This is a genomic window from Actinoplanes sp. NPDC051343 (assembly GCF_044455125.1).
Classification (GTDB): Bacteria; Actinomycetota; Actinomycetes; order Mycobacteriales; family Micromonosporaceae; genus Actinoplanes.
Map to the genome: position 1 here is coordinate 331064 of NZ_JBITEL010000002.1, position 22432 is coordinate 353495.

At 72.2% G+C, this 22432-nt stretch carries 21 protein-coding genes and 1 riboswitch; of the genes, 12 read left to right on the top strand and 9 right to left on the bottom strand.

Translation table 11 applies throughout. The features are described 5' to 3' along the window. Positions 1-3: 3 nt before the first annotated feature. A riboswitch (glycine riboswitch) is annotated at positions 4-109 on the top strand. A gap of 95 nt (positions 110-204) precedes the next feature. After that, on the top strand, positions 205-3009 hold the full coding sequence (gene gcvP / locus ACIA5C_RS08375) for an aminomethyl-transferring glycine dehydrogenase (RefSeq protein ID WP_396052577.1): 2805 nt from the start codon (positions 205-207) through the stop codon (positions 3007-3009). A gap of 157 nt (positions 3010-3166) precedes the next feature. On the opposite strand, the gene ACIA5C_RS08380 is transcribed toward gcvP, so the two are convergent. Next, positions 3167-3367: a DUF5999 family protein gene (locus tag ACIA5C_RS08380; RefSeq protein ID WP_396052579.1), complete on the bottom strand. Its 201-nt coding sequence runs from the start codon at positions 3365-3367 to the stop codon at positions 3167-3169. Between the two features lie 121 nt (positions 3368-3488). Between ACIA5C_RS08380 and ACIA5C_RS08385 the strand changes: the two genes are divergently transcribed. The 4 genes from ACIA5C_RS08385 to ACIA5C_RS08400 all read left to right on the top strand — a co-directional run bounded on the left by ACIA5C_RS08385 (position 3489) and on the right by ACIA5C_RS08400 (position 6588). Continuing rightward, positions 3489-4697 (top strand): chorismate-binding protein, encoded by a 1209-nt coding sequence (locus ACIA5C_RS08385; RefSeq protein WP_396052580.1) that lies wholly within the window; start codon positions 3489-3491, stop codon positions 4695-4697. A gap of 103 nt (positions 4698-4800) precedes the next feature. Next, entirely contained in the window at positions 4801-5577 is a 777-nt protein-coding gene (locus ACIA5C_RS08390) for a hypothetical protein (protein ID WP_396052582.1), read from the top strand. Further along, entirely contained in the window at positions 5574-6065 is a 492-nt protein-coding gene (locus ACIA5C_RS08395) for a SigE family RNA polymerase sigma factor (RefSeq protein ID WP_396052584.1), read from the top strand. The genes ACIA5C_RS08390 and ACIA5C_RS08395 overlap by 4 nt, the downstream gene beginning before the upstream one ends. 22 nt (positions 6066-6087) lie before the next feature. Next, positions 6088-6588, top strand: coding sequence for a peptide deformylase (locus ACIA5C_RS08400; RefSeq protein ID WP_396052586.1), 501 nt, complete (start codon positions 6088-6090; stop codon positions 6586-6588). Here the strand turns inward: ACIA5C_RS08400 and ACIA5C_RS08405 are convergent. Further along, positions 6518-7261 carry a winged helix-turn-helix domain-containing protein gene (locus ACIA5C_RS08405; protein ID WP_396052588.1) on the bottom strand — a complete coding sequence of 248 codons (744 nt, stop codon included), beginning with the start codon at positions 7259-7261 and terminating at the stop codon, positions 6518-6520. The two genes, ACIA5C_RS08400 and ACIA5C_RS08405, sit on opposite strands and share 71 nt — an antisense overlap. A gap of 69 nt (positions 7262-7330) precedes the next feature. Between ACIA5C_RS08405 and ACIA5C_RS08410 the strand changes: the two genes are divergently transcribed. Next, positions 7331-7954, top strand: a complete 624-nt coding sequence (locus tag ACIA5C_RS08410) for a class I SAM-dependent methyltransferase (RefSeq protein ID WP_396052589.1) — start codon at positions 7331-7333, stop codon at positions 7952-7954. A gap of 621 nt (positions 7955-8575) precedes the next feature. Further along, complete coding sequence (locus ACIA5C_RS08415; protein ID WP_396052591.1) at positions 8576-9067, top strand: GyrI-like domain-containing protein; 492 nt, start codon at positions 8576-8578, stop codon at positions 9065-9067. Positions 9068-9075: 8 nt separating this feature from the next. On the opposite strand, the gene ACIA5C_RS08420 is transcribed toward ACIA5C_RS08415, so the two are convergent. Genes ACIA5C_RS08420 through ACIA5C_RS08435 form a run of 4 tightly spaced genes read right to left on the bottom strand, consistent with a single transcriptional unit; the run spans position 9076 to position 14367 of the window. Further along, complete coding sequence (locus ACIA5C_RS08420) at positions 9076-10143, bottom strand: hypothetical protein (protein ID WP_396052592.1); 1068 nt, start codon at positions 10141-10143, stop codon at positions 9076-9078. A 42-nt stretch (positions 10144-10185) separates the two neighbouring features. Continuing rightward, on the bottom strand, positions 10186-11313 hold the full coding sequence (locus ACIA5C_RS08425) for a type III PLP-dependent enzyme (RefSeq protein ID WP_396052594.1): 1128 nt from the start codon (positions 11311-11313) through the stop codon (positions 10186-10188). Next, positions 11300-12814, bottom strand: a complete 1515-nt coding sequence (locus ACIA5C_RS08430) for an IucA/IucC family protein (protein WP_396052596.1) — start codon at positions 12812-12814, stop codon at positions 11300-11302. Before ACIA5C_RS08430 ends, ACIA5C_RS08425 begins: the two co-directional genes overlap by 14 nt. Further along, entirely contained in the window at positions 12811-14367 is a 1557-nt protein-coding gene (locus ACIA5C_RS08435) for an IucA/IucC family protein (RefSeq protein WP_396052597.1), read from the bottom strand. The genes ACIA5C_RS08430 and ACIA5C_RS08435 overlap by 4 nt, the downstream gene beginning before the upstream one ends. A 623-nt stretch (positions 14368-14990) precedes the next feature. Here ACIA5C_RS08435 and ACIA5C_RS08440 point away from each other — a divergent pair. From ACIA5C_RS08440 to ACIA5C_RS08460, 5 genes are all read left to right on the top strand, one after another. Next, a complete protein-coding gene (locus ACIA5C_RS08440) occupies positions 14991-16400 on the top strand; it encodes an FAD-dependent monooxygenase (protein ID WP_396052598.1) in 1410 nt (469 codons plus the stop codon). After that, positions 16397-17311: a phosphotransferase gene (locus ACIA5C_RS08445; RefSeq protein WP_396052600.1), complete on the top strand. Its 915-nt coding sequence runs from the start codon at positions 16397-16399 to the stop codon at positions 17309-17311. Before ACIA5C_RS08440 ends, ACIA5C_RS08445 begins: the two co-directional genes overlap by 4 nt. Positions 17312-17465: 154 nt before the next feature. Continuing rightward, complete coding sequence (locus ACIA5C_RS08450) at positions 17466-17891, top strand: Hsp20/alpha crystallin family protein (protein ID WP_396052601.1); 426 nt, start codon at positions 17466-17468, stop codon at positions 17889-17891. Then, complete coding sequence (locus tag ACIA5C_RS08455; protein WP_396052603.1) at positions 17794-18246, top strand: Hsp20/alpha crystallin family protein; 453 nt, start codon at positions 17794-17796, stop codon at positions 18244-18246. Before ACIA5C_RS08450 ends, ACIA5C_RS08455 begins: the two co-directional genes overlap by 98 nt. Before the next feature lie 219 nt (positions 18247-18465). Next, positions 18466-19380, top strand: coding sequence for a sugar nucleotide-binding protein (locus ACIA5C_RS08460; RefSeq protein ID WP_396052605.1), 915 nt, complete (start codon positions 18466-18468; stop codon positions 19378-19380). Here the strand turns inward: ACIA5C_RS08460 and ACIA5C_RS08465 are convergent. The 3 genes from ACIA5C_RS08465 to ACIA5C_RS08475 all read right to left on the bottom strand — a co-directional run bounded on the left by ACIA5C_RS08465 (position 19334) and on the right by ACIA5C_RS08475 (position 22374). Next, complete coding sequence (locus ACIA5C_RS08465) at positions 19334-20572, bottom strand: styrene monooxygenase/indole monooxygenase family protein (RefSeq protein WP_396052607.1); 1239 nt, start codon at positions 20570-20572, stop codon at positions 19334-19336. The two genes, ACIA5C_RS08460 and ACIA5C_RS08465, sit on opposite strands and share 47 nt — an antisense overlap. Positions 20573-20638: 66 nt before the next feature. Further along, entirely contained in the window at positions 20639-20992 is a 354-nt protein-coding gene (locus tag ACIA5C_RS08470) for a GntR family transcriptional regulator (RefSeq protein ID WP_396052609.1), read from the bottom strand. Further along, complete coding sequence (locus ACIA5C_RS08475; protein ID WP_396052611.1) at positions 20992-22374, bottom strand: MFS transporter; 1383 nt, start codon at positions 22372-22374, stop codon at positions 20992-20994. Before ACIA5C_RS08475 ends, ACIA5C_RS08470 begins: the two co-directional genes overlap by 1 nt. Between the last annotated feature and the right edge of the window lie 58 nt (positions 22375-22432).

A 22432-nucleotide genomic window follows, 5' to 3' on the forward strand; every position in this document is an offset into this window, starting at 1 on the left:
GCGTCCAGCCATGCGGGAGAGTTCGTCGGCCTCGTCAAAGGGGTTGCGACGGCGCCGAAGGGGCAAATCCTCCCCGGAACCTCTCAGGCAAACGGACCGCATGGGCTGCGCGACTCTGAAATGCCCGCAGTGTCTTGACCGAGGCGGTGGGTATGACAGAGGGGGAGGCCGCCTTGCCGACCTCTTCCCGCCCGTGGAGCCGCCATGACGTTCGCCGACCGGCACATCGGTCCCGATCCCGACGAGCAGACGCAGATGCTCAAGTCGATCGGCTACCCCTCGCTCGAGGCGCTGATGGACGCCGCCATCCCGGAGGTGATCCGCTGGCACGGCCGGCTGGATCTGCCCGAGGCCGCCTCCGAGGAGGAGGCCATCGCCGAGCTGCGGGAGATCGCGTCCCGCAACCAGGTCAGCACCTCGATGATCGGCCTGGGCTACTACGGCACGTTCACGCCGGCGGTGATCAGGCGCAACGTGCTGGAGAGCCCGGCCTGGTACACGGCGTACACGCCGTACCAGCCGGAGATCAGCCAGGGCCGGCTCGAGGCGCTGCTCAACTTCCAGACCATGGTCACCGACCTGACCGGCCTGACCACGGCCAACGCGTCGATGCTCGACGAGGGGACCGCGGTCGCCGAAGCGATGACGCTCGCCCGCCGCGCTTCCAAGGTCAAGAGCGACGTGTACGCGGTCGACGCCGACACGTTCCCGCAGACGCTGGCCGTGCTGCGCACCCGGGCCGAGCCGCTCGGCATCAAGCTGGTCCTGGTCGACCTCGACGCCGGCGAGGTGCTGCCGGACGAGTTCTTCGGCCTGCACCTGCAATATCCCGGCGCGTCCGGCGCGCTGCGTGACCATGCTGCGCTGGTCGAGGCCGCCCACGCCAAGGGCGCCCTGGTCACCGTCGCCGCCGATCTGCTCGCGCTGACCCTGGTGCGGGCGCCGGGCGACATCGGTGCCGACATCGCGGCCGGCACCACCCAGCGTTTCGGCGTGCCGCTCGGCTTCGGCGGCCCGCACGCGGGTTACCTGGCCGTGCGGGCCGGTCTCGAGCGGTCGCTGCCCGGGCGCCTGGTCGGCGTCTCCCGGGACGCCGACGGCGCGCCCGCCTACCGGCTCGCCCTGCAGACCCGCGAGCAGCACATCCGCCGGGAGAAGGCGACCAGCAACATCTGCACGGCCCAGGTCCTGCTGGCGGTCATGGCGAGCATGTACGCGGTCTATCACGGCCCGGACGGCCTGCGGGCGATCGCCAAGCGGGTCCACGACCGCGCGCTCGCGCTGGCCGGTGGCCTGACCGCGGCCGGCGTCCCGCTGACCCACGACGCCTTCTTCGACACCGTGACCGCGGTCGTACCGGGCCGCGCGGCGCAGATCGTGGCCGCGGCCGCCGCCGACGGCATCGACCTGCGGCTGGTCGACGCCGACCACGTCTCGGTGGCGGCCGACGAGACCACCACCGACGCGCACGTGAGGGCCGTGCTGGCCGCCTTCGGTGCCGTCCCGGCAACGCCTGCCGCCTGCGGTGCCCAGCCGCTGGGACGGGTTACCCGCTTCCTGACCCATCCGGTGTTCCACAGCCACCGCTCGGAGACCGCGATGCTGCGCTACCTTCGCAAGCTCTCCGACCGCGACTACGCGCTCGACCGGGGCATGATCCCGCTCGGCTCCTGCACGATGAAGCTGAACGCGACCACCGAGATGGAACCGGTGACCTGGCCCGAGTTCGGCAACATCCACCCGTACGCCCCGGCGTCGCGCACCGCGGGCTACGAGGCCCTGGTCGCCCAGCTCGAGGGCTGGCTGGCCGAGATCACCGGGTACGACGCGGTCAGCGTCCAGCCGAACGCCGGTTCCCAGGGCGAGCTGGCCGGCCTGCTGGCGATCCGCGGCTACCACCGCTCGCGGGGCGAGCAGCACCGCAACGTCTGCCTGATCCCGTCCAGCGCCCACGGCACCAACGCGGCGTCGGCGGTCATGGCGGGCATGAAGGTCGTGGTCGTGGCCTGTGACGAGGCCGGCAACGTCGATCTCGCCGACCTCGACGCCAAGATCGAGAAGCACGCGGACGCGCTCGCCGCGATCATGGTGACCTACCCGTCGACCCACGGCGTCTACGAGAAGTCGATCGCCGACCTGTGCGCCAAGGTGCACGAGGCGGGCGGCCAGGTGTACGTGGACGGCGCCAACCTCAACGCGCTGGTCGGCTTCGCCCGGCCGGGCAAGTTCGGGGCCGACGTCTCCCACCTCAACCTGCACAAGACGTTCTGCATCCCGCACGGCGGCGGCGGTCCCGGCGTGGGCCCGGTCGCGGTCCGCGCGCATCTGGCCGGTTTCCTGCCCGGCAACCCGCTCGAGCCGGGCGACCACCACGCGGTCTCGGCCTCCGCGCACGGCTCGGCCGGCATCCTGCCGATCTCGTGGGCGTACCTGCGGATGATGGGTCCCGACGGCCTGGCCGCGGCGACCGGCGTGGCGGTGCTGACGGCCAACTATGTGGCGGCCCGGCTGCGCGAGCACTACCCGGTGCTCTACGCGGGCAACAACGGCCTGGTCGCCCACGAGTGCATCCTCGATCTGCGGCCGATCACGAAGGCGACCGGCGTCTCGGTCGACGACGTGGCCAAGCGGCTGATCGACTACGGTTTCCACGCGCCGACGATGTCGTTCCCGGTGGCCGGCACGCTCATGGTGGAGCCGACCGAGAGCGAGGACCTGGCCGAGCTCGATCGGTTCTGCGCCGCGATGATCGCCATCAAGGGCGAGATCGACCAGGTGGCGGCGGGGGTGTGGCCGGCCGGCGACAACCCGCTGGCGAATGCGCCGCACACCGCGGCGGCGGTCACGGCCGACGTGTGGGAGCACGCCTATCCGCGGTCGGTGGCGGGTTTTCCCGAGGGTGTGGACCGGACGGCGAAGTACTGGCCGCCGGTGCGCCGGATCGACGGGGCCTACGGCGACCGCAATCTGGTCTGCTCGTGCCCGTCTCCGGAGGCGTTCGAGGACTGAGGCGTCCGGCGGTAGGGGTCGCGGTCACGATCGGCCGCGGCCCGGCCCGTCTTTGGTGCTGCCACCGGCGTATCGGGCGGGGGTTATGGCCGTTACGCCAGGGGGCCCGTTCCGCGTCGAACGGGGTCAAGCTGTTACGCTCAGTAGCCGCCAAGCGTCAAGCGGCCAGCGCGTGCACCGCGGGGCCGCGGTGCGGTTCGATCATCGTCCCGTCCGGCAGGATCTCGCCGGTGTCCTCGAAGACGATGACGCCGTTGCAGAGCAGGGTCCAGCCCTGTTCGCAGAACGACGCCACGCTGCGGGCCGCCTCGCGATCGCTCGCATCGGCGCTGGGACAGTGAGGTTGGTGCTGGCACATCGTGGTTTCTCCGGTCGGGGGGCTTGTGTGTTGATTCACAACGACGGTGACGGACGTTACCTCAATCCGAACGAGATCGGATTGACGGGGTGACGGCGCCAGACGCAATCATTCGACTCTGATGGTCCACGAAACAGACGCGGTCGACCACTCTGCGGAGCCTCCTCTCGGACGTCCGCCGGGGGCTCCGGCGGCCTGCCAAGCTCGTCACGTTGCGTTATCAGTGTTCCAGTGGCGTGCAAGCGACGGCCAGGACGGTGCCGAGCGTCTCGCCGAGTTCCTCGCCGACAACGGACTGCCGGTGCGAAACATTGGCCGTTCGGTCAGCCGGTTTCACCCGATCGGCGATAGCCGAATCTGTGGCGCGGCACTCTATGTGTCGGCCGCCGCCGGATGTGTAATGGCTGGCGGGAAGCCCGGCGCGCCCTCGCCGGTGCCCGCGGTCCCGGACATCTACGCGGTCGTCTACGGCCATCGGTACGCACCCGCGCACGAGAATCTGTCGGATATCGGCAAGCGCCCCTTCGATCTCGGTAGATGGACCCCGAGCTGGACCCCGGACGAGCACGCCGGAGCGGTCGAAGCGGTCCGGGACGCGATCGGGCGCGGCGACGTCTACGTGGTCAACCTCGTCGGGCACGCCAGCGCGGCCTACCGCGGCGACCCGGCGGCGGCGCTGCGGCGGGTCGCCGGGCTGCCCGGCGCGAAGTACGGCGGTGTGCTCGGCGGCGACGGCTGGGCCCTCGCCACGGCCTCCCCGGAGACGCTGGTCGAGGTGCGGGACGGCCTGATCGTGACCCGGCCGATCAAGGGGACGCGGCCGGCCACCGGCGCCGGGCGCACGGACCTGCTCGGCTCGGCCAAGGAGCGCGCCGAGCACATCATGATCGTCGACCTCGAGCGCAACGACCTGGCCCGGCTCGACGCGACGGGCCCGGTGCGGGTGGAGGAGCTGTTCGGCGTACGGGAATGGGCCGGCCTGTGGCAGGCCGAGTCCGTCGTCGCCGCCCCGGTGACCGGGGACCTCTCGCTTCCGGATCTGCTGCGGGCGCTCTGCCCGGGCGGTTCGGTGACCGGGGCGCCCAAGCGGGCCGCTCTCGAGGAGATCGCCCGGCTCGAGCCGGTGGGCCGCGGGGTGAGCATGGGCGCGGTCGGCTGGCTCGGGCCCGGCCACCTCGACCTGGCGCTGACGATCCGCACGGTGGCGGTCGACGGACAACGTGTCCACTCGTGGGCGGGCGGCGGCATCACCATCGACAGCGACCCGGCCGAGGAGGTCGCCGAAGCGGCCGCCAAGGCGGCACCGATCCGGGCGGCTCTGGCCGGCTGACCGCGCCGGGTTTTGCCCGGCCCGCGGGTAACCTTGCCCGGGCCCGGCCGCGTCTTTCCCGGTGGGAGCTGCGCGAGAGGCACGAGAAGGGGACTGGTCGGCCGTGGAGGAAGATCTGCGGGCGGCGCTGCGGGCCGATCTGGCCGGCGAGCGACCGCCCCCGCTGGGTGACGTCGTCGGCGTCGCGATCAGCCAGGGCCGCCGCATCCGCCGTAACCGCCGCCTCGCCGTCGGCGGGGCCGCCGTGGCCGTCCTGGCGGCCGTCGCGTTCGCCGCCTTCGGGCCCGGCCCGCAGCTTCCCCTGCTTCCTTCCGCGCTACCTCCCGGATCTGTGCCATCGATCGCGGTGCCCCCGGCGGCCGTCGTCCCGACGCGTACCGTGACGGTCCGCAATGGCACTCAGCGTGCCGAGGGAATGCAGAAGAAAGCGACATCGGCTGCCATGCTTCACCTTTTGACCACGCTATTGCCACCCGGACGGACGAGTCACTACGGCGACGGCGGCGACAATGATCTGCGCGTGCAGTTGTACTACGACGCCGGTTACGGTCCGTCGATGCTCCGGCTCCAGGTCACCCGCAAGGCCACCGGCGCTCCCCGCGGCCCGGCCGCGAAGCTGACCGTCACGCACGTTCCCGACGACTGCGTGCAGGACACCGCCGTGCGGGCGACCTGGCCCGACGGGACGGCGGTCCAGCTCGACATCGCGAGCTGCCTCGCGTCCGGCGGCCGCACCGGCCCGCCCGCCAAGGCCCAGCTCAGCGAGGCCGAGGCCGTGCTGATCGTCGCCGACCGCCGCTGGGGCGTGACCATGGACGCGGACCTCGTCGACCAGGCGGCGACCGAGTTCCCGACGGCCCTGCCGGTGTTCGGTCGATGACCGACGACGAGGAGTTCGCCGAGTTCGCGCAGGCCCACGCCGAGCGGCTGCGCACGACTGCGTACATGATGTGCCGGGACTGGCACCTGGCCCAGGACCTCACCCAGACCGCGCTCACCCGGCTGTTCCTGAGCTGGCGCCGCGCGGTGCAGGCCGACAACCTGGTGGCGTACGCCCAGAAGATCCTCCTGCGCGCCTACCTCGACCACCGCCGTCGCCGCTCGTCGACCGAGGCCGTCCCGGGCGTGCTCCACGAGCCGGCCTACCGGCAGAACCCCGACCTGCGGCTGACCATGCTCGACGCGCTCGGCCGGCTGCCCGCCCGCGACCGGGCCATCGTGATCCTGCGCTACTTCGAGGACCTCAGCGTCGACCAGGTCGCCGAGGCGCTCGAGGTGCCGGCCGGCGTCGTCAAGAGCCAGACCCGGCGCTCGCTGGCCAAGCTGCGCGAAATGCTCGGCTCCGACCAGCCGGCACTCTTCGCGTAACGACCGGATAGCATCTTCCGGCATGACAGTTCGGCCCATCCGGCTCTTCGGCGACCCCGTGCTGCGCACCGAGTGCGACCCGGTCACGTCCTTCGACCGGGAGTTACGCGAGCTCGTCGCCGACCTCGAGGACACCGTGCGGGTGCCCGGCCGCGCCGGCGTCGCCGCGCCCCAGATCGGCGTCAGCCTGCGGGTGTTCAGCTACAACGTGGCCGGCCAGGTCGGCCACCTGGTCAACCCGGTCCTGTCGCAGTCCGACGGCGAACAGGACGACGAGGAGGCCTGCCTGTCGCTACCGGGCCTCGGCTTCGCCACCAGGCGCGCCCTGTCGGTCGTCGCGCGCGGTTCCGACCAGCACGGTGAGCCGCTCGTCATCGAGGGCACCGGCTTCCTGGCCCGGGCCCTGCAGCACGAGACCGACCACCTGTCGGGCACGCTCTACATCGACACCCTCAAGGGCGACGTGCGCCGGCAGGCACTGCGGGAGCTGCGGCGGATCGCCCCGGCTCCGCAGGGACGATGACGACGCCGAGATAACGGCGCAGATCGCGTACGCCCGCGGGCGTGACCCGGACCGCCCGGCCCGACCCGAGCCGGGTGATCCAGCCGGCGCCGAAGGCGTGCCGGCAGATCGCCGCGCCGATCGCCCCGGCGAGGTGCGGCCTCCGCTCGGTCCAGTCGATGCATTCCCGCAGCGCCGGCCTCTTCCGCGGCCCCGCCTCGATGCCGGCCGCCTCCAGCGCCGTGCGGCCCTGCGCGGTCAGCGCGAGCCCGTCACGGTCGTCGATCAGACCGTTCCCGATCAGGCCGTCGGCCAGCGCCACCCCCGCCACCCCGGCCAGGTGGTCGTAGCAGGTGCGGGCGAGGCGCAGATTGCGCTGCCGGTGGGCGGCGGCCATCGAACGCGGCGTGCCCTCCACGTGCTCGCCCGCCGCCGCGATCAACTCGATCACCGCGGCCGTCTCCGGGCCGGCCAGCCGCAGATAGCGGTGGCGGCCCTGCCGGTGCTCGACCAGCAGACCGCCGCCGACCAGCCGGTCGAGGTGCTCGCTCGCGGTCGACACCGCGACCCCGGCCACCTTCGCGAGCTCACCGGCGGTCCACGCCCGGCCGTCGAGCAGAGCCAGGCAGAACGCGGCCCGCGTGCGGTCGGCGAGCAGAGCGGCCCGATGTGCCAGAGCTTGCGCTTCGTCCATGACCCGATAGTGCCCCGGCGACGGTTCGGCGGGCACCGAAGCTTCCCCGCATCTGCTTCAGATGGCTCCATGACCATGGAGAACGACGCCGACCGGCTGGCCGCCGCCGACCCCACCGGCTGGTTCGACCGGCTCTACCAGGAGGCGGCGGCCGGCCGCGCGGTGGTGCCGTGGGACGCGCCCGGCCCCAGCGGAGGCCTCGACTCGGCCGGGCTCCCGCCCGGGGACGGCAGGCGGGCGCTGGTGGTGGGTTGCGGCCTCGGACGCGACGCCGAATTCGTGGCCGGGCTGGGATACGCGACGACCGCCTTCGACATCTCACCCACGGCCGTACGCGACGCGCGTGCCCGACATGCCGGGTCCGAGGTCACCTACCAGGTCGCTGACCTGCTGAGCCCGCCGGCCGCCTGGTCCTCGTCCTTCGACCTGGTGGTGGAGAGCAACACCGTGCAGGCGCTGCCGCGGACCCTGCGCCCGGCGGCGACCGCCGCAGTGGCGTCGTTCGTCGCGCCCGGCGGCACACTGGTCGTCCTCGCCGCGGCCGTCGACACACCCTCCGGCCAGGGCCCGCCGTGGCCGCTGACCCGCGACGAGGCACTGGCCTTCGCAACCGGCGGCGTGCGGCTGATCACGCTCGACCGGCTCCCGGCCGACCGGTTCGACGGGCGGTGGCGGGGACTCTTTACCCGCTGACCATCATCGGCGGCGTCTTCCTGTACCGCGGGGTCACCAAGGCGACCGGGCCGGTCCGGGACGCCGCCGACACCTTCGTCACCGACCTGCAGAACGGCGACGCCACCGGCGCGTACGACCTGTGGCGCTCCCACACCCGGATGGCGTTCGCACCGGCCCAGTTCGCCGGGGGCGTGCAGGGCCAGCCGCGGCAGCCCTTACTGACCACCGACGACCCGCCGCCGCGATTCAGCTTGTCCGATCTGGAGCGTGGTGCCGGCGCCGCCCGCCCGGAAATGAGTTCGGGAGCACAACCTTCTTGGCGGTGGCCGGAGTTCTCGGGTTCCGCTCCCTCGACCGCTCCACGCCAAGGTCGCAGATCCCTTTTGGATGACCATGCTCTGCCGGCCAGGCGAGGTTGCCCGGCAGAGGCCGCCGGGCGTAACGCGGTCCGCTCCCGTCTCGGTAACTTTGCGCCGGGCGGGTTGGCGCGGCGGTCGAGCAAGGCCACCCGCAACCGGCCGGTGGTCACGCTTGCCGCGGCATCGCGGTACCTCCGCAGCGAAGGGACCCCACCCGCTCGGGCTGTTCGGTATACGGTGAGCCGTCCGCCGCGACGTGGACCTGGACGAGGGGCTTTTCATGGAGATTCTCAGCGGCCCGTCGGTGGTCACTCAGCCGGATCGGTACGGGCTGGGCCTTCGGACGGTCACGCCGTTCCGGGGCATGTTCGCCGTCCGGGACGAGCTGATGGCTTCGCTGTTGGCCTGGTTCGAGGGGCGCTCGCTGACGGCCGGCACGGTCTACTTCCGGCTCCACGTCGTCGACATGGCGGGGCCGATGGACATCGAGGTCGGGGTCCTCACCGACGGGCCGCAGGAGGGCGACGAGCGGGTGCGCCCGACCCTGCTGCCGGGCGGGCGGTACGCGACGCTGGTCTACGTCAACCACGGCATGCGGGCCAACCGGACGCTGCTCGGGTGGGCGGCCGCCGAGGGTCTGCGGCTCGACCGGGCCGACGATCCGGCCGGGGACCGGTTCGGTGCGCGCTACGAGGCCTATCTGACCGATTCGCGGACCGAGCGCATGAAGACGAAGTGGCGGATCGAACTGGCGGTCCGGCTGGCCGGCTGAAGCGGCGGTCAGTGGCTGCGGCGCCACCAGCGGCGCTTCGGGGGCGGGGCGGGGGCCGGCTCCTCGTCGTCCGTGGCGGCGCGGGCGATCGCGGCCGCGGCGACGGCGCGGTCGTCGGCGGTGCAGCCCGGGGTGATCAGCATCAGGCGGGCCAGGGAGACCTCGATGGTGACCAGCCGGTGCGAGGCGAGCGCGGCGTCCAGGCGGGCGCGGACCAGGTCGTGCACCTCGCGGCGCCGCGCCGGGTCGTGGTAGGCGGCGGTGACCAGGGCGAACAGGGCCGCGTCGGACGTCCAGTCCTCGGCGCCGAACGCCAGGTCGACCAGCACCCGGCGACGGGTCGAGGTGGCCCACGGCTCCTGTTCGCGGTGCCGCAGGATGCCCAGGCACACCCAGGGTTGCAGGAACCGGTACCAGTAGGTGGGGCTGTCGACGGCCAGGAAACGGTAGCGCTCGGTGTCGGGCGGTCCGGGCAGGTGGGCCAGCATGCCGAGCAGGTCGTCCATCGGCAGGTCGCCGAGCGGCTCGGCCTGGATGCGGCCGGACAGCGGCGACGCCCAGGGCTGGTCGGCGACCGCGTGCAAGACGCGTACGGCCTCGGGGGAGGGAGCGGCGACCGCCGCGACCGGATCGGTGCCGTCGTAACGCCAGATCCGGTAGTCGCCGCGGCGCAGCGGAACCCGGATGTCGGGGGCCGGGAACGCCCCGATGCCGACCTCGAAATCGCCGGCCACGCGCCGGGCCGCGGCGATCGCGCTCGGCGGCTCGGCGGCGGACAGGCCGGCCTGGCCGAGCCGGAGTTCCTCGCCGCGGGCGATGCGGGAACCGAACTCGTCGGCCATGTTGGTGATGGCCTCCGACGGCATGGGCACCCAGTTGAGCCACGGCCGCTGGGCGCCGGCCATCGCGAACAGGACGTCGGTCATCGCGCAGGCGTGCGGGTCGTCGACGATCGCGACCAGATCGGCGGCGCGGCCGCCGGCCCGGAACCGCTGCGCGACCCGCGCGGTGTCGCGGTGCGGGAAGTCGGAGTCGTCCGCCAGCCGGCGCAGTTCCTGATCGACGTCGCCAAACATGGCGGGCACTGTAGCAACGGACCATGGCGGTAGCGACCCCGCTCAGAGCACGATGAACCGGGGCGGCTCGTGGCGCAGGAATTCATGATGGGAGATGTCCCAGCCGTACGCGCCGGTGCGGCCGAAGACCAGGATGTCGCCCGCACGTACGGACTTCACGTGCCGGCCGCGGCAGAGGACGTCGCGCGGGGTGCACAGTTCGCCGACCGCGTCGACCTCGGTGTCGGTGACGCCCGGCCGGGGGAGATCGAACGGCCAGTCGTCGACCGGGAGGACCGTGAACGGGTGGTCGTAGCCCCACGCGGCGGGCAGGCGGAAGTGGTGGGTGCCGCCGCGGAGGACGGCGAACGTCCGGCCGTGGGTGGTCTTCACATCCAGGACCTCGGCGGCGTACCAGCCGGCGTCGGCGGCCAGCAGCCGGCCCGGTTCGAAGATGAGGTCGACGCCGCGGGGCACCTCGACCTCCGACAGCGGGGTCAGGTCGATGCTGTCGTCGCTCAGGTAGTCGACGCCGAAGCCGCCGCCGACGTTGACCACGCGCAGGTCGATGCCGAACCGGGCGGCCGTCCGGGCCGACCAGGCCAGACCGTCGGTGACGAACGACGCGTGGGCGGCACCGTCCAGATTGTTGGAGACGGCGTGCAGGTGGAAGCCGATCACGGTGACGCCGGGCACGGCCAGGGCGGCCGGCAGTTCGGCCGGGTCGATGCCGAACGGGGTCGGGGTGCCGGTCATGGCGTGGCTGCCGATCAGGGCGCCGCCCGGCCGGTTGACCCGCACCACGACGTCGGGGTTACCGCCGAGGGCGGCGATGCGGCGCAGCTCGTGGACGCTCTCGGCGTTGATGAGCACCCCGGCGGAGCGGGCCGCGGCCAGTTCGGCGTCGGTCTTGCCGGGGCCGCCGAACACGATCCGCTTCGCGCCGGCCGCCAGCGCCAGGCGCAGCTCGCCGCCGGACGCGACCTCGAGCCCGTCGCACTCCTCGGCCAGGGCGGCGACGACGTCGGGATGACCGTTGGCTTTCACCGCGTACAGGAAACTCGCCGGAACCGGAAGTGCGGCCCGGACCGACGCGGCCCGCGCGCGAAGCGCAGCGGTGTCGTAGACGTAGGCGCAGGTGGGCGACGGCAGCGTGCGCAGCGCCCGCCGGACGTGCTCAGGCGGGCGCATGCAGCGGGTTCCGGACCGGGATGTAGATGTCGCCCGGGCCGGCCAGCCGCATGCGGACCAGGGCCTTGTGCGGCACCTGCGGCGCGGTGAAGAACGCGTGGTCGTCGCCCGAAGTGGACTCGTCGACGACCTCGCGGACGATCCGCCAGGCGTGGTCCTCGTCGAGGCCGAAGTCGTGACCGAGCCGGATCACCAGTTCGCCGAGGTGAGCCTGGAACGCGGTGTAGCCGATCTTGGCGCGGAAGATGTCGAGGTCGTCGGTGCCGACCACCGAGCCGGGCCACAGCTCGACCTCGTGCCCCGCCGCGGCCAGCCGCGGCAGATGCAGCCGGAGGCCGGCGAAGTCGCGCAACGCCAGCCGGTGCGGCCGGCCGTCGACGAACGTGGGAAGGCAGTTCTGCAGGTGCGCCTCGAGGGCGACGCCGCGCGCGGTGAGGCGCAGCAGCGGCGGGAGGAGGAGCGCGGCGTACTCCCGGAGCCACTGGGCGGGGTCGCCCGTCACGAGTTCGCCGAGCAGGAACGGCAGGGCACCGCCGGGGATGGCGCGTTCGCCCGGTTCGAGGCGGCCGGTCAGGCCGTCGCGGCGGATCGCCGACAGGTCACGCCCCGAGCCGACCGGGACCGCGGCGCCGGCCGTCTCGTGCATCAGGATCAGCCGGTCGCTGTCGACCAGCCGTTCCAGCAGGCGCGAGACGGCCGGGCCGTTGCGGGTGCTGGCGACGCTGATGCTGCGGCGGGTCGAGGTGACCTGGATGTCGAGCGACACCTTGAGGTAGTCGCGGCGGCCGTCCGGGCCCGGTGGCAGCAGCAGCGTGCGCAGCGCGGCCGTCGGGACCGCCTCGATCTCGTCGTCGAGGATGCGGAGGTCGCCGCGGTCCAGCAACTCCTTGTAGCGCTGCGGGATGACACTGTCGCGCTGCCACGGATGCACCGGCTGGACGCGGAAGCCGGGCCTCTCCCCGGCCGGCCAGACGTCGTCGCCCAGGTGCAGCTCGTCGCGGACGGCAACGAACCCGATCGTGGTCTTCTCCGTCTCGAGGTCGTAGGCGAGGACGTCGGAGGTGTCCCAGCCCAGCCGGGTGCGGCCGCACGGGTGGAGATTGTGGCCGGCCACGGCGAGCCTCTCCAGACCGATCGCCCGGGCGTCCGGGTCGTCGTCGGTCGGCGCGGGCGGCCGGGCCATCGCGATGGCCAGGTTGACCACGGCGTTGTGCAGCTCGGCGACGAAACCGGGCGCCTCCTGTCCGAGGAGCTCGACCGGATCCCGCACACCGGAGGTCGCGTATTCGACCCGGTTGAACGCGTGCCGCTCGCCGGGCCCGCAGTCGCGGATGCCCTCCCGGGTCAGGGCCCCCCGCAGGCGCCGGCCCACGGTGTCGGCCGCCTCGCCGAGCGCGGCCAGGAAACCGTCGGTGAGTTCGGGGGCGTGGACGGCCAGGGCGGCCTCGGCGTGCGCCGCGGCGATCGCCAGGCGTCCGGTGGACAGGCTTCGGGTCATCATGCCGCCATCGGGTTGTCGATTCGGGCCCATCGGTCTTCGAGCGGGTCGGCGGCCAGGCGCATCGCGGTGGTCGCCTTGATCGGGAGCGGGTTGCCCAGGATGTGCCGCCCGTCCGCGGTGCCCTTGATCGCCTGGGCCACGATGCCCCACAGCCGGTGCTCGTCGGCGCCCCGCGTCCTCGCCAGCGCGTCGATCAACTCGGCGGCCACGGTGGAGAACGCGGCGGCGGTCAGCTTGTCCCGCAGCACCTGCGGGTCGTCGCTGGGCAGATCACCCTCGAGGTCCACAGTGGTCGAACTGACGCGCACCCCGCCCAGGTCACGGTACAGAATCCGCACCGGGCGGCCGTCGCGCAGCACGACCAGCGTGTTCTGCCCGTGCGCCTCCAACGCGACGCCGCGTTTCAGGAGCGCCAGGAGAGGCGCGAACAGCACATCGCCGAGCAGGGCCATGAATTCGTACGCGTCGTGGACGCGCCCCAGAAGCATCGGGGTCGCGCTCAGCACCGCCATCGGCACGGCCGTCTCGCCCCGGCCCAGGCTCGGTGCCTCCCGCCGCAGGTAGGCCAGGTGACGCTGGGGCTGCCCGTCGACGACGACGGCCCCCGCCCCGGTCTCGGCCAGGATGTCGATCGGCAGGTCGGCGGTGAGCGTGCGGATCAGCGCCGACAGGATCGGACCGTTGTGGACGGCGGCGGGGGAGACGGTCCGCACGGCCGAGGTCATCTGGACGTCGACCGCGGTCTTGACGTGCGGGCCGCCGCCGAGCGGGGCGACCGTACGCAACGACATCAGCGGCCGGGCCGGGCCGGTCTCGCCGTCGTCGGCCAGCCACGGGTAGCGGTCCTGCAGCCGCGCGGCCTGCCAGGGGTGGGCGAACAGAATCGGCGGGGCGGTGCCGTACCACCGGTCCGCCGGCACCCGGAACCGCCGCAGCCGGATGACCGGGGAATGCTCGGGTGCATAGGCGAGCACGTCGGCGACAGTCATGCCGCCGCGGGTGCGGCAGCAGGGGTGAACGGGGTGCCCGTCGGTGAGAAGCTGCTCGATGCGGCCCAGGTCGTGCGGGGCGGGCAGGTCCGGTGCCGGGCGGTCGGCGCGGGCGAGAGCCAGGTTGGCCACGCTGTTGTCGACCTCGGCGGCCAGCGGGGTGTCCGGCCAGAGCAGGCGCACGAGCGCGCCGGGATCCGCGCCGGTCTCGTCGCGGTGATTTTCCGGGCCGGGGCCGCCCGGGCGGGTGACCCGCACGGCCAGGCCGGGCGTGCCCGGTGCGAACAGGGCGGCGGCCCGGGCCGGGTAGCGGACCTCGGTGCCATCGGCGAAGCGGGCCATCCCGATCCCAAGCTCGCGGTCGCCGTCGCGGTAGACCAGGCCGGGCAGGTCTTCCCGGTCCAGTGCGCCGATCAAGCGGGCCAGGACGGCGGCCCGCGCACCCGGCAACTCGGCGTCGTAACCGGCGACCAGATCGGGCCGCAGCGCGTCGAGGTCGGCGCGGGTGTGCGCCGGGCCGGCGGTGTGCCGGGCCGGTGCGGGGTGGGGGGAGGAACGCGGCACGCGCCCATTCTGCGACACCCACGCCCCGTTTCCGCCTTGCGTGGCGGCCCCGGTGAGCGACGTCGCACCGACCCACCCCCGCTGACCTAGCATCCTAGGACGCCAGACGGGGCGTGCGCTGCGACAACGCGCCCGCAAAAGTCAACCCCAAGAAGGAATCAACGACAGCCCACCAGGACCCGCCGGTTCCCTCGGCATTCGACGCGGCGCGGGGAAGCTCGAACTTGGTTTGAGTGTGCCCGGCAGGGAGGACGGGACGGCTCGGCCAGCCGCCTATGAGCCGTGCCGGGAGGCGAGGATGAGCCGGATCAGGACGGATCGGGTTTTGCTGGGCATCGCCGATTGCCGTGCGACGAGGCCGGTGGGGGCGGACGGATCCGGTTTGGACGGCCTGTGGCGCGGGTGGGGGCGTACGGGAAACGCCGTCGCGTGCCGGAAAGGCCGCCGACGGCGTTGGCGAGCCGGGTGGTGGTGTGGCGGCCGGCTATGCGGGCGCTGGGTGTCGATTGCCTGCCACAGCTCTCCTGCCACTACCAACATATAGGGCCGAGGGGGCCTTGCGGCAAGACCCGGGTGGGGGCGCAGAATCGCCCGCCGGAGCGGCGTTCAGGGGGAAACAGGCGATGGTTGACGTGATCGTGGCCGGTGGTGGCCCGACGGGCATGATGCTGGCCGCCGAGCTGCGGCTGCACGGGGTGCACGTGGTGGTGCTGGAGAAGCAGGCGGATCCGGTGCGGCACACGCGGTCGCTCGGTCTGCACGTGCGCAGCATCGAGATCATGGATCAGCGCGGGTTGCTTGAGCAGTTCCTGGCCGAGGGGACTCGGAATCCGGTGGGTGCGTTCGCCGGGATTCGCAAGCCGGTGCCGGCGCTCGATACGGCGCACGGGTTTCTGCTGGGCATTCCGCAGAGGATCACCGATCGGCTGCTGGCCGAGCATGCGGCGCGGCTCGGCGCCGAGGTGCGGCTCGGGGCGGAGGTGGCCGGTTTCGGTCAGGACGCGGACGGGGTGACTGTCGGGCTGGCCGACGGCAGCGAGTTGCGGGCGCGTTACCTGGTGGGCTGCGACGGCGGGCGGAGCACGGTGCGGCGGCTGGCCGGGATCGGGTTTCCCGGGGAGCCGGCGAGCATGGAGTGGTTGCTCGGTGAGTTCGCCGTCGGCGTACCGGATGAAGCGCTGGCCGCCGCGGCGGCCGAGGTGTCGGGTCCGTTGCTGAGGTTCGGGCCGTCGCCGGACGTGCCGGGGTTGTGGCGGTTCGTGCCGAGGGCGGCTTCGGTGGCCGCGCGGGGTGAGGCACCGACGGAGGAGGAGTTCCGGGCGCGGCTGCGGGAGTTGGCGGGTACCGATTTCGGGGTGCATTCGCCGCGGTGGCTGGCCCGGTTCGGGGATGCGACGCGGCAGGCCGAGCGCTACCGGCAGGGTCGTGTCTTCCTGGCCGGGGATGCGGCGCACGTGCATCCGCCGATGGGTGGGCAGGGGCTCAATCTGGGTGTGCAGGACGCGTTCAATCTGGGCTGGAAGCTGGCCGGGGCGGTCGCCGGGTGGGCGCCGCCGGGGCTGCTGGACACGTACGAGGTGGAGCGGCACCCGGTCGGTGCGGATGTTCTGGTGAACGCGCGGGCGCAGGCGATGTTGCTGCGGCCGGAGCCGGGCCCGGAGGCGATGCGGCAGCTGCTGTCGGAGCTGATGGACTTCGAGGATGTGATGCGCTTCCTGGTCGGCAAGGTGACCGCGATCGACATCCGGTACGACTTCGCCGACCCGGATCCGTTGGTGGGGCGGCGGATGCGGGATCTTCCGCTGTCGGAAGGCCACCTGTACGGGCGGATGCGCGCCGGGCGGGGTGTTCTGCTGGACCGGGCCGGGGCGTTGTCGGCCGGGGGCTGGTCGGACCGGGTCGACCGGGTGGTCGATGCGGGTTCGGCGTGGCCGGGCGTGTTGTTGCGGCCGGACGGTCATGTGGCGTGGGTGGGGTCCGATCAGCGGGAGTTGGACGGTCGCCTGGCGCGCTGGTTCGGTGATGCGGGGTGACGTTCACCCCGCTGGCCGCTTGGGCCTCCACGCCGGAGCCGGTGCGGGCGGCGGTGGCGGAGGCGCTCGGTGCGCCGATCGTCGGCCACCGGGATCTGCACGGCGGGATGTCGCCCGGTCCGGCGGTGGACGTCCGGCTGGGCGACGGGCGGCAGGTTTTCGTCAAGGCGGTGTCGGCCGAGGTGCGGGCGCACAACCACGCGATGATCCGGCAGGAGTCGGCGATCCTCGACGTGCTGCCGGAGTCGGTGCCGGCGCCGCGGCGTCTCGCCACCGTGGAGTGCGGTCCGTGGGTCGCCTTGGCCACCACGTGGGCGGGCGCGTCACCCGGTGCGCTGTGGACCGATGCGTCTATCGGGGCGGTGGTGGCGGCGTGCCGGGCGGCGAGCGCGCATCGGGCGCCGGGCGGGTTGCCGCGGGTGGCCGAGCGCATCTTCGACTTCGACGGCTGGGAGCGGGTGCTCGCGACCGGGGTGGGGGAGGCCGCTCATGCCGGCCCGGCGGCAGCGATGGTGGCCGGGTGGGAACGCTGGACGGCCGGCGATGCCCTGGTGCACCGGGATGTGCGGCTCGACAACACGGCGGCCGGTGCGCGGGGGTCGGCGGTGTTGGTCGATTGGGCGTACGCGGCGTCCGGCGCCCCGTGGATCGACCTGGCTCAACTGGCGGCCGACGTGGTGGCGACCGGGCATGTCGCCGGCCCGGAGGCGGCGACGGACCGGGCCTGTCGCCTGTTGGGGACGCTGCCGCCCGAGGCGTCGCGTTTCGTCGTCGGCCTGGCCGGGATGTGGTGCATCCGTGCCGCGACGATCCCGGACACGGTGATGCCGGACATTTCGGCGTGGCGGCGAGCCCGGTCGGTCGCGTTACGCCCGCTGGTCAGCCGCCTCCTGCGGGAGCACTCGACCTAGGACGTCCGCACGGCTGTCTTTTGGACGCCGGCCTTGACGCTGGGACGACTTCGTTGTATTGGTAAAGAAAAGTTGAGTCAGGAGCACTCAACTACCGGGAGATCCCCGGGAACTGGAGACCTTTGGTGAAGGAGCACCCGAGGAGGGGATGACCATGCTGATGCGTACCGACCCGTTCCGCGACATCGACCGGATGTTCCAGCAGTTCACCGGCACCTCGAACCGGCCGGCGGTGATGCACGTCGACGCCGAGCGCGACGGGGACTGGTTCAACGTGTTCTTCGACCTGCCCGGCGTCGACCCGGACTCGATCGAGCTGACCGTCGAGCGCAACGTGCTGCAGGTCAACGCCCAGCGGCAGCGCCAGATCAAGGACGGCGTTGAGACCGTGATCAGTGAGCGGCCGATGGGCGTGTTCAGCCGGCAGTTGTTCCTGGCCGACACCCTCGACACCGACAAGCTGGAAGCCAGCTACGACAACGGTGTCCTCGAACTGCGCATCCCGGTCTCGGAGAAGGCCAAGCCGCGCAAGATCAGCATCGGGTCCGGCACCTCCGGCCGCAAGCAGATCAAGGGCTGACCCTTACCCGCGGGCCGGGCCGCGACCGGCGGCCGGGCCCGCAGGGCGCCCTGTCACCGAAACCGACGACGCCTACCTGGTCGAGATCGACCTGCCCGGTGTCGAACGCAAGGACCTGACCGTCGAGGTCGCCGGCGACGAGCTGCGCGTGTCCGGGGAGATCGTCGAGAAGGAAAAGGTCGGCTGGTTGCGGCACCGCACCCGCCGCGTGGGCCAGTTCAGCTACCGGACGCTGCTGCCCGGCGGTATCGACGCCGAGCACATCAGCGCCGATCTGGCCGACGGCGTGCTCAGCGTGCGCGTGCCCAAGAGCGAGACGGCCAAACCGCGCCGCATCACCGTCAACGCCGGCTGACCCGGCTCACCCCGCGAAGTCCTGCTCCGGGCGGGTGGAGTAGAGGTCGCCGCCGACGTACCGCCGAGTTCCTCGTCATCTTGCCGGACGTCCATCCTAGGATGCCTTACACGGCGTGCGCTCCGGGACGCGCACACAAACCGAAGGTCAAACCCAGAAAGGAATCAACGACATCGCCTGAGGGGCAGCCCGGCTTGCTGGAGGCCCTAGCTTGGGGCGATGGATCTATTGGTGGTCGGGGGCAGCGGGCTGCTCGGTCGGGAAGTGGTCGCCCAGGCACGGCGAGCCGGGGCCGTCGTCGCGGCGACGTTCTACAGCGGCGGGCCCGGATCGGGCGGTGACCGGGCGGAACCGGTCGGCGCGGCGAAAGACCACGCAGAAGGCGGTGACCGGGCGGAACCGGTCGACGCGGCGAAAGACCACGCGGAAGACGGGGACGGCGTCGCCTGGCATCGCCTCGACATCACCGACCGGGGGGCGGTGGCGCGACTCCTGCAGCGGACGAAACCGGCCGCCGTCATCAACGCCGCCTATCGCCAGGCGGATTGGGCGACCACCGCGGACGGCGCGATGCATGTCGCCGCGGCGGCCGCGGCGGCCGGTGCCCGTCTGGTGCACGTCTCGAGCGACGCGGTTTTCTCCGGCCGTTCGGGCACCTACGACGAGTCGTGCCCGCCGTGCCCGGGCACGGTCTACGGTGCTGCCAAGGCCGCCGCCGAGACCGCGGTGAAGGGACTGGATCCGGACGCGGTGATTGTCCGTACGTCGTTGATCGTCGGTGATGTCCCGGCCGGCCGGGACGTGGTCGCCCAGGTGCATGCGCTGGCGCGCGGCGACGCCGACGGCGTGTTGTTCACCGACGACGTCCGTTGCCCGATCGGCGTGGGTGACCTTGCCGCGGCGCTGCTGGGGTTTGCGGCGTCGCCGGGCCGGGGGATCCGGCACATCGCCGGGGGCGATGCGCTTTCCCGGTACGCGCTGGGTCTGCTGATCGCGCGCCGGGACGGTCTGGACGTGTCGCGGTTGCGGCCGGGGCTGCGGGCGGGGACGGGTCTGCCCGGGGCTCTGGATGTGCGGCTGGTGTCGGCTATTGAAGGTGTTCCAGGTAGTTCTGCGCGGCTTGCGGGGTCATGAACCAGTCGGCGAAGTCGGTGGGGTCGCTGAAGCCGTTGGCGAAGCGGCGGGCGACGGCGGGTTCGCCGGCGGCGGTGCCGAGGAGCATCTGGACGTGTTCGGGGAGGGGTTGGAGCATCGCGTTGGTCCAGTCGGTGACGGCTTTCGCGGTGTTGTCCCAGAACGTTTCGAAGGTGCTGGTCATCCAGGCTTCGTCGAACGGCTGGTCGCCGTGGGCGAGGATGGCGGCGAGGTAGGCGGCGGAGCATTTGGCGGCGGTGTTGCTGCCTTGGCCGGTGATGGGGTCGTTGAGGACGACGACGTCGGCCATGCCGAGGGCGATGCCGCCGCCGGGCAGGTGGGCGACGGGTTTGCGGACGGTGGGGGTGAGGCGTCCGGCGAGGGTGGGGCGGGTGTCGGCGAGTTCGGCTTTCTCGGCGCGTTCGTGGACCCAGGGTACGTAGCGGGCGGCGAGTTCGAGGGTGCGGGTGAGCTGGTCGGCGGGGTCCATGCCGGGGGTGAAGACGTCGAGGGGTCCGCCGGGTACGGCTTCGAAGAACAGGATGTCGCTGGGGCCGCTGCGGGTGAGGGCGGGGATGACGAAGAGTTCGCCGTGGCCCGGTACGGCGTGGAAGCCGATGTGCGGGGCCGGCCAGGCGGGGTCGGGTTCGAGGGGTTTGACGTAGGTGAAGGCGAGGGCCCGCTGGGGGGTGGTGAAGGGTGAGCGGGCGGCGTCGCGTTCGAAGGCTGACACGAGGTCGCCTTTGCCGGCGGCGACGATGACGAGGTCGTATTCGCCGCTGCTGGTGTAGCGGTCGAGGTCGTCGTGGCCGACGGTGTCGTGGATGATGGTGGCGCCTCGTTCGGCGGCCAGGTCGAGCCAGGTGGCCATTTTGACGCGTTGGTCGACGCTTTGCCCGGGGAAGTCGAGGGGTGCGTTGATGGCGAGGGCGAGTTGTCCGGGCGGGGCGGAGAGGGTGATGTGCAGGCCGTCGTAGTGGGGGACGGTGTCGTCCCACAGGTTGAGGCCGTAGGCGCGTTCGGTTTCGAGGGCCTGGTGGAACATGCCCTGGGTGCTCATGGGTGAGCCGTCGCGTATGTCGTCGGCGGTGCGGGCGCTGATGAGGGTGACGTCGTAGTCCTCTTCGGCGAGCAGGCTGAGGGTGAGCTGGAGGCCGGAGTGGCCGGCGCCCACGACGAGGACACGGCGCATCGTCATCACTTCCTTACGGACAGCAAGCAGGTCGGGGCCTACGTTTCCTCGTCCGGTCCGCAGTCGTCAAGCCAGGGCGGCGCGTACCAGGTCGAGGGCGGTTTCGGTGGGGATGCCGAGGGCGCGGACGACAGCGGCGTAGTTCCGGGCGGCCTGCTGGGCCTGTACGGAGGTGCCGGTGGCGCGGGAGGTGATGACGGTGCCGGCGCGGCCGCGGGTTTCCACGAGGCCGGCCTGTTCGAGCTCCCGGTAGGCGCGGGCCACGGTGTTGACGGCGACGCCGAGGTCGGCGGCCAGGCCGCGTACGGGGGGAAGCCGGAACCCGGCGGCAAGGGTGCCGTCCGCGGCGAGCGTGGCGATGCGCAGCCGGATCTGTTCGTAGGGCGGCGTTGCCGCCTGGTGGTCGACGGTGATGTCCATCAGAGCAGTCTGGGGGGTGTGTTGCCGGCGGCGAGGACGGCACGGCGGAGCGGGACGAAGGCGAGCAGGATGCCGCCGACGACGAAGAAGATCACCAGGGAGATGATGCCGAGGCGGTAGCTGTCGGTGAGCTGGAAGATCAGGCCGAAGAAGAGGGGGCCGATCCAGCTGGTGCCGCCGGAGCTGATCTCGTAGAAGCCGTAGTATTCGCCTTCGCGGCCGGTGGGGATGAGCTGGGCGAACAGGCTTCGGGAGAGGGCTTGGCTGCCGCCGAGGACGATGCCGATGCCGGCGCCGAGGATCATGAACGGGACCGCTTTGCGGTCGGGCAGCCAGTACGCGGCGACGACGACCCCGAGCCACAGGACGAGGCTGAACAGGACGGTGTTGCGGGCGCCGATGCGGGCGGCCATCCGGCCGAGGAGCAGGGCGCCGCCGAAGGCGAGGAACTGCACGATGAGGATCGTGACGATCAGTGTGGACTGGGCGAGGTGGAGTTCTTCGGTGCCGAAGGTGCTGGCCAGGGCGATGACGGTCTGGATGCCGTCGTTGTAGATCAGGTAGGCGAGCAGGAAGAACAGGGTGAGCGGGTACGCCCGCAGGCCGCGCAGGGTGCGGCCGAGTTGTTTGAACCCGTCGGTGAGCAGGTTGCCGCGTTCCTGCTCGACCGCCGAGGTGCCGGGGTGTTCGTGCAGGGCGGTCAGCGGGACGAGGGTGAACACGGCCCACCAGACGCCGGCGGAGACGATGCACCAGCGGGCGATGTCGAGGGTGCGCAGGTCGTTGCCCTCGATGGAGAAGAAGCTGACGGCGACGAGGTTGACGGCGAGCAGGAGGCCGCCGCCGAGGTAGCCGACGGCCCAGCCGCGGCTGGACACCTTGTCGCGGTCGTCGGGGCCGGCGATGCGGGGCAGGAACGAGTTGTAGATGACGATGGAGGCGCTGTAGGCGATGCTGGCGATGAGGAACAGGACGCCGCCGAGCAGGTAGCGGTCGCCGGTGACGAAGGCCATCGCGACGGTGGTGGCGCTGCCGGTGAAGGCGGTGGCGGCGAGCAGGGGTTTCTTTTTCGGTACGCGGTCGGCGACGGCGCCCATGACGGGCAGCACGACGACGGTGAGCAGCACCGACAGGGAGACCAGGTAGGGGAAGTAGCTGCCGGCGGCGACGGGGATACCGAGGGGGTGGACGGTGCCGTGGCAGCTGTCGGCCCCTAGCGGGCAGCCGGCGGCCTGTTTGGCGACGGCGGAGAGCATCGGGCCGAGGAAGACGGTGATGACGGTGGTCTGGAAGGCGCTGTTGGCCCAGTCGTAGAAGTACCAGCCGGTGCGTTCGCGGCGGCCGGCCGCGGGTGGGTCGAGCTGGGTCTGGCTGGCGGCCATGGCGGTTGCTCCCGGTCGTCGAACGCGTTGGCGCCGGTCACTATGCCAGGTGGGTGCG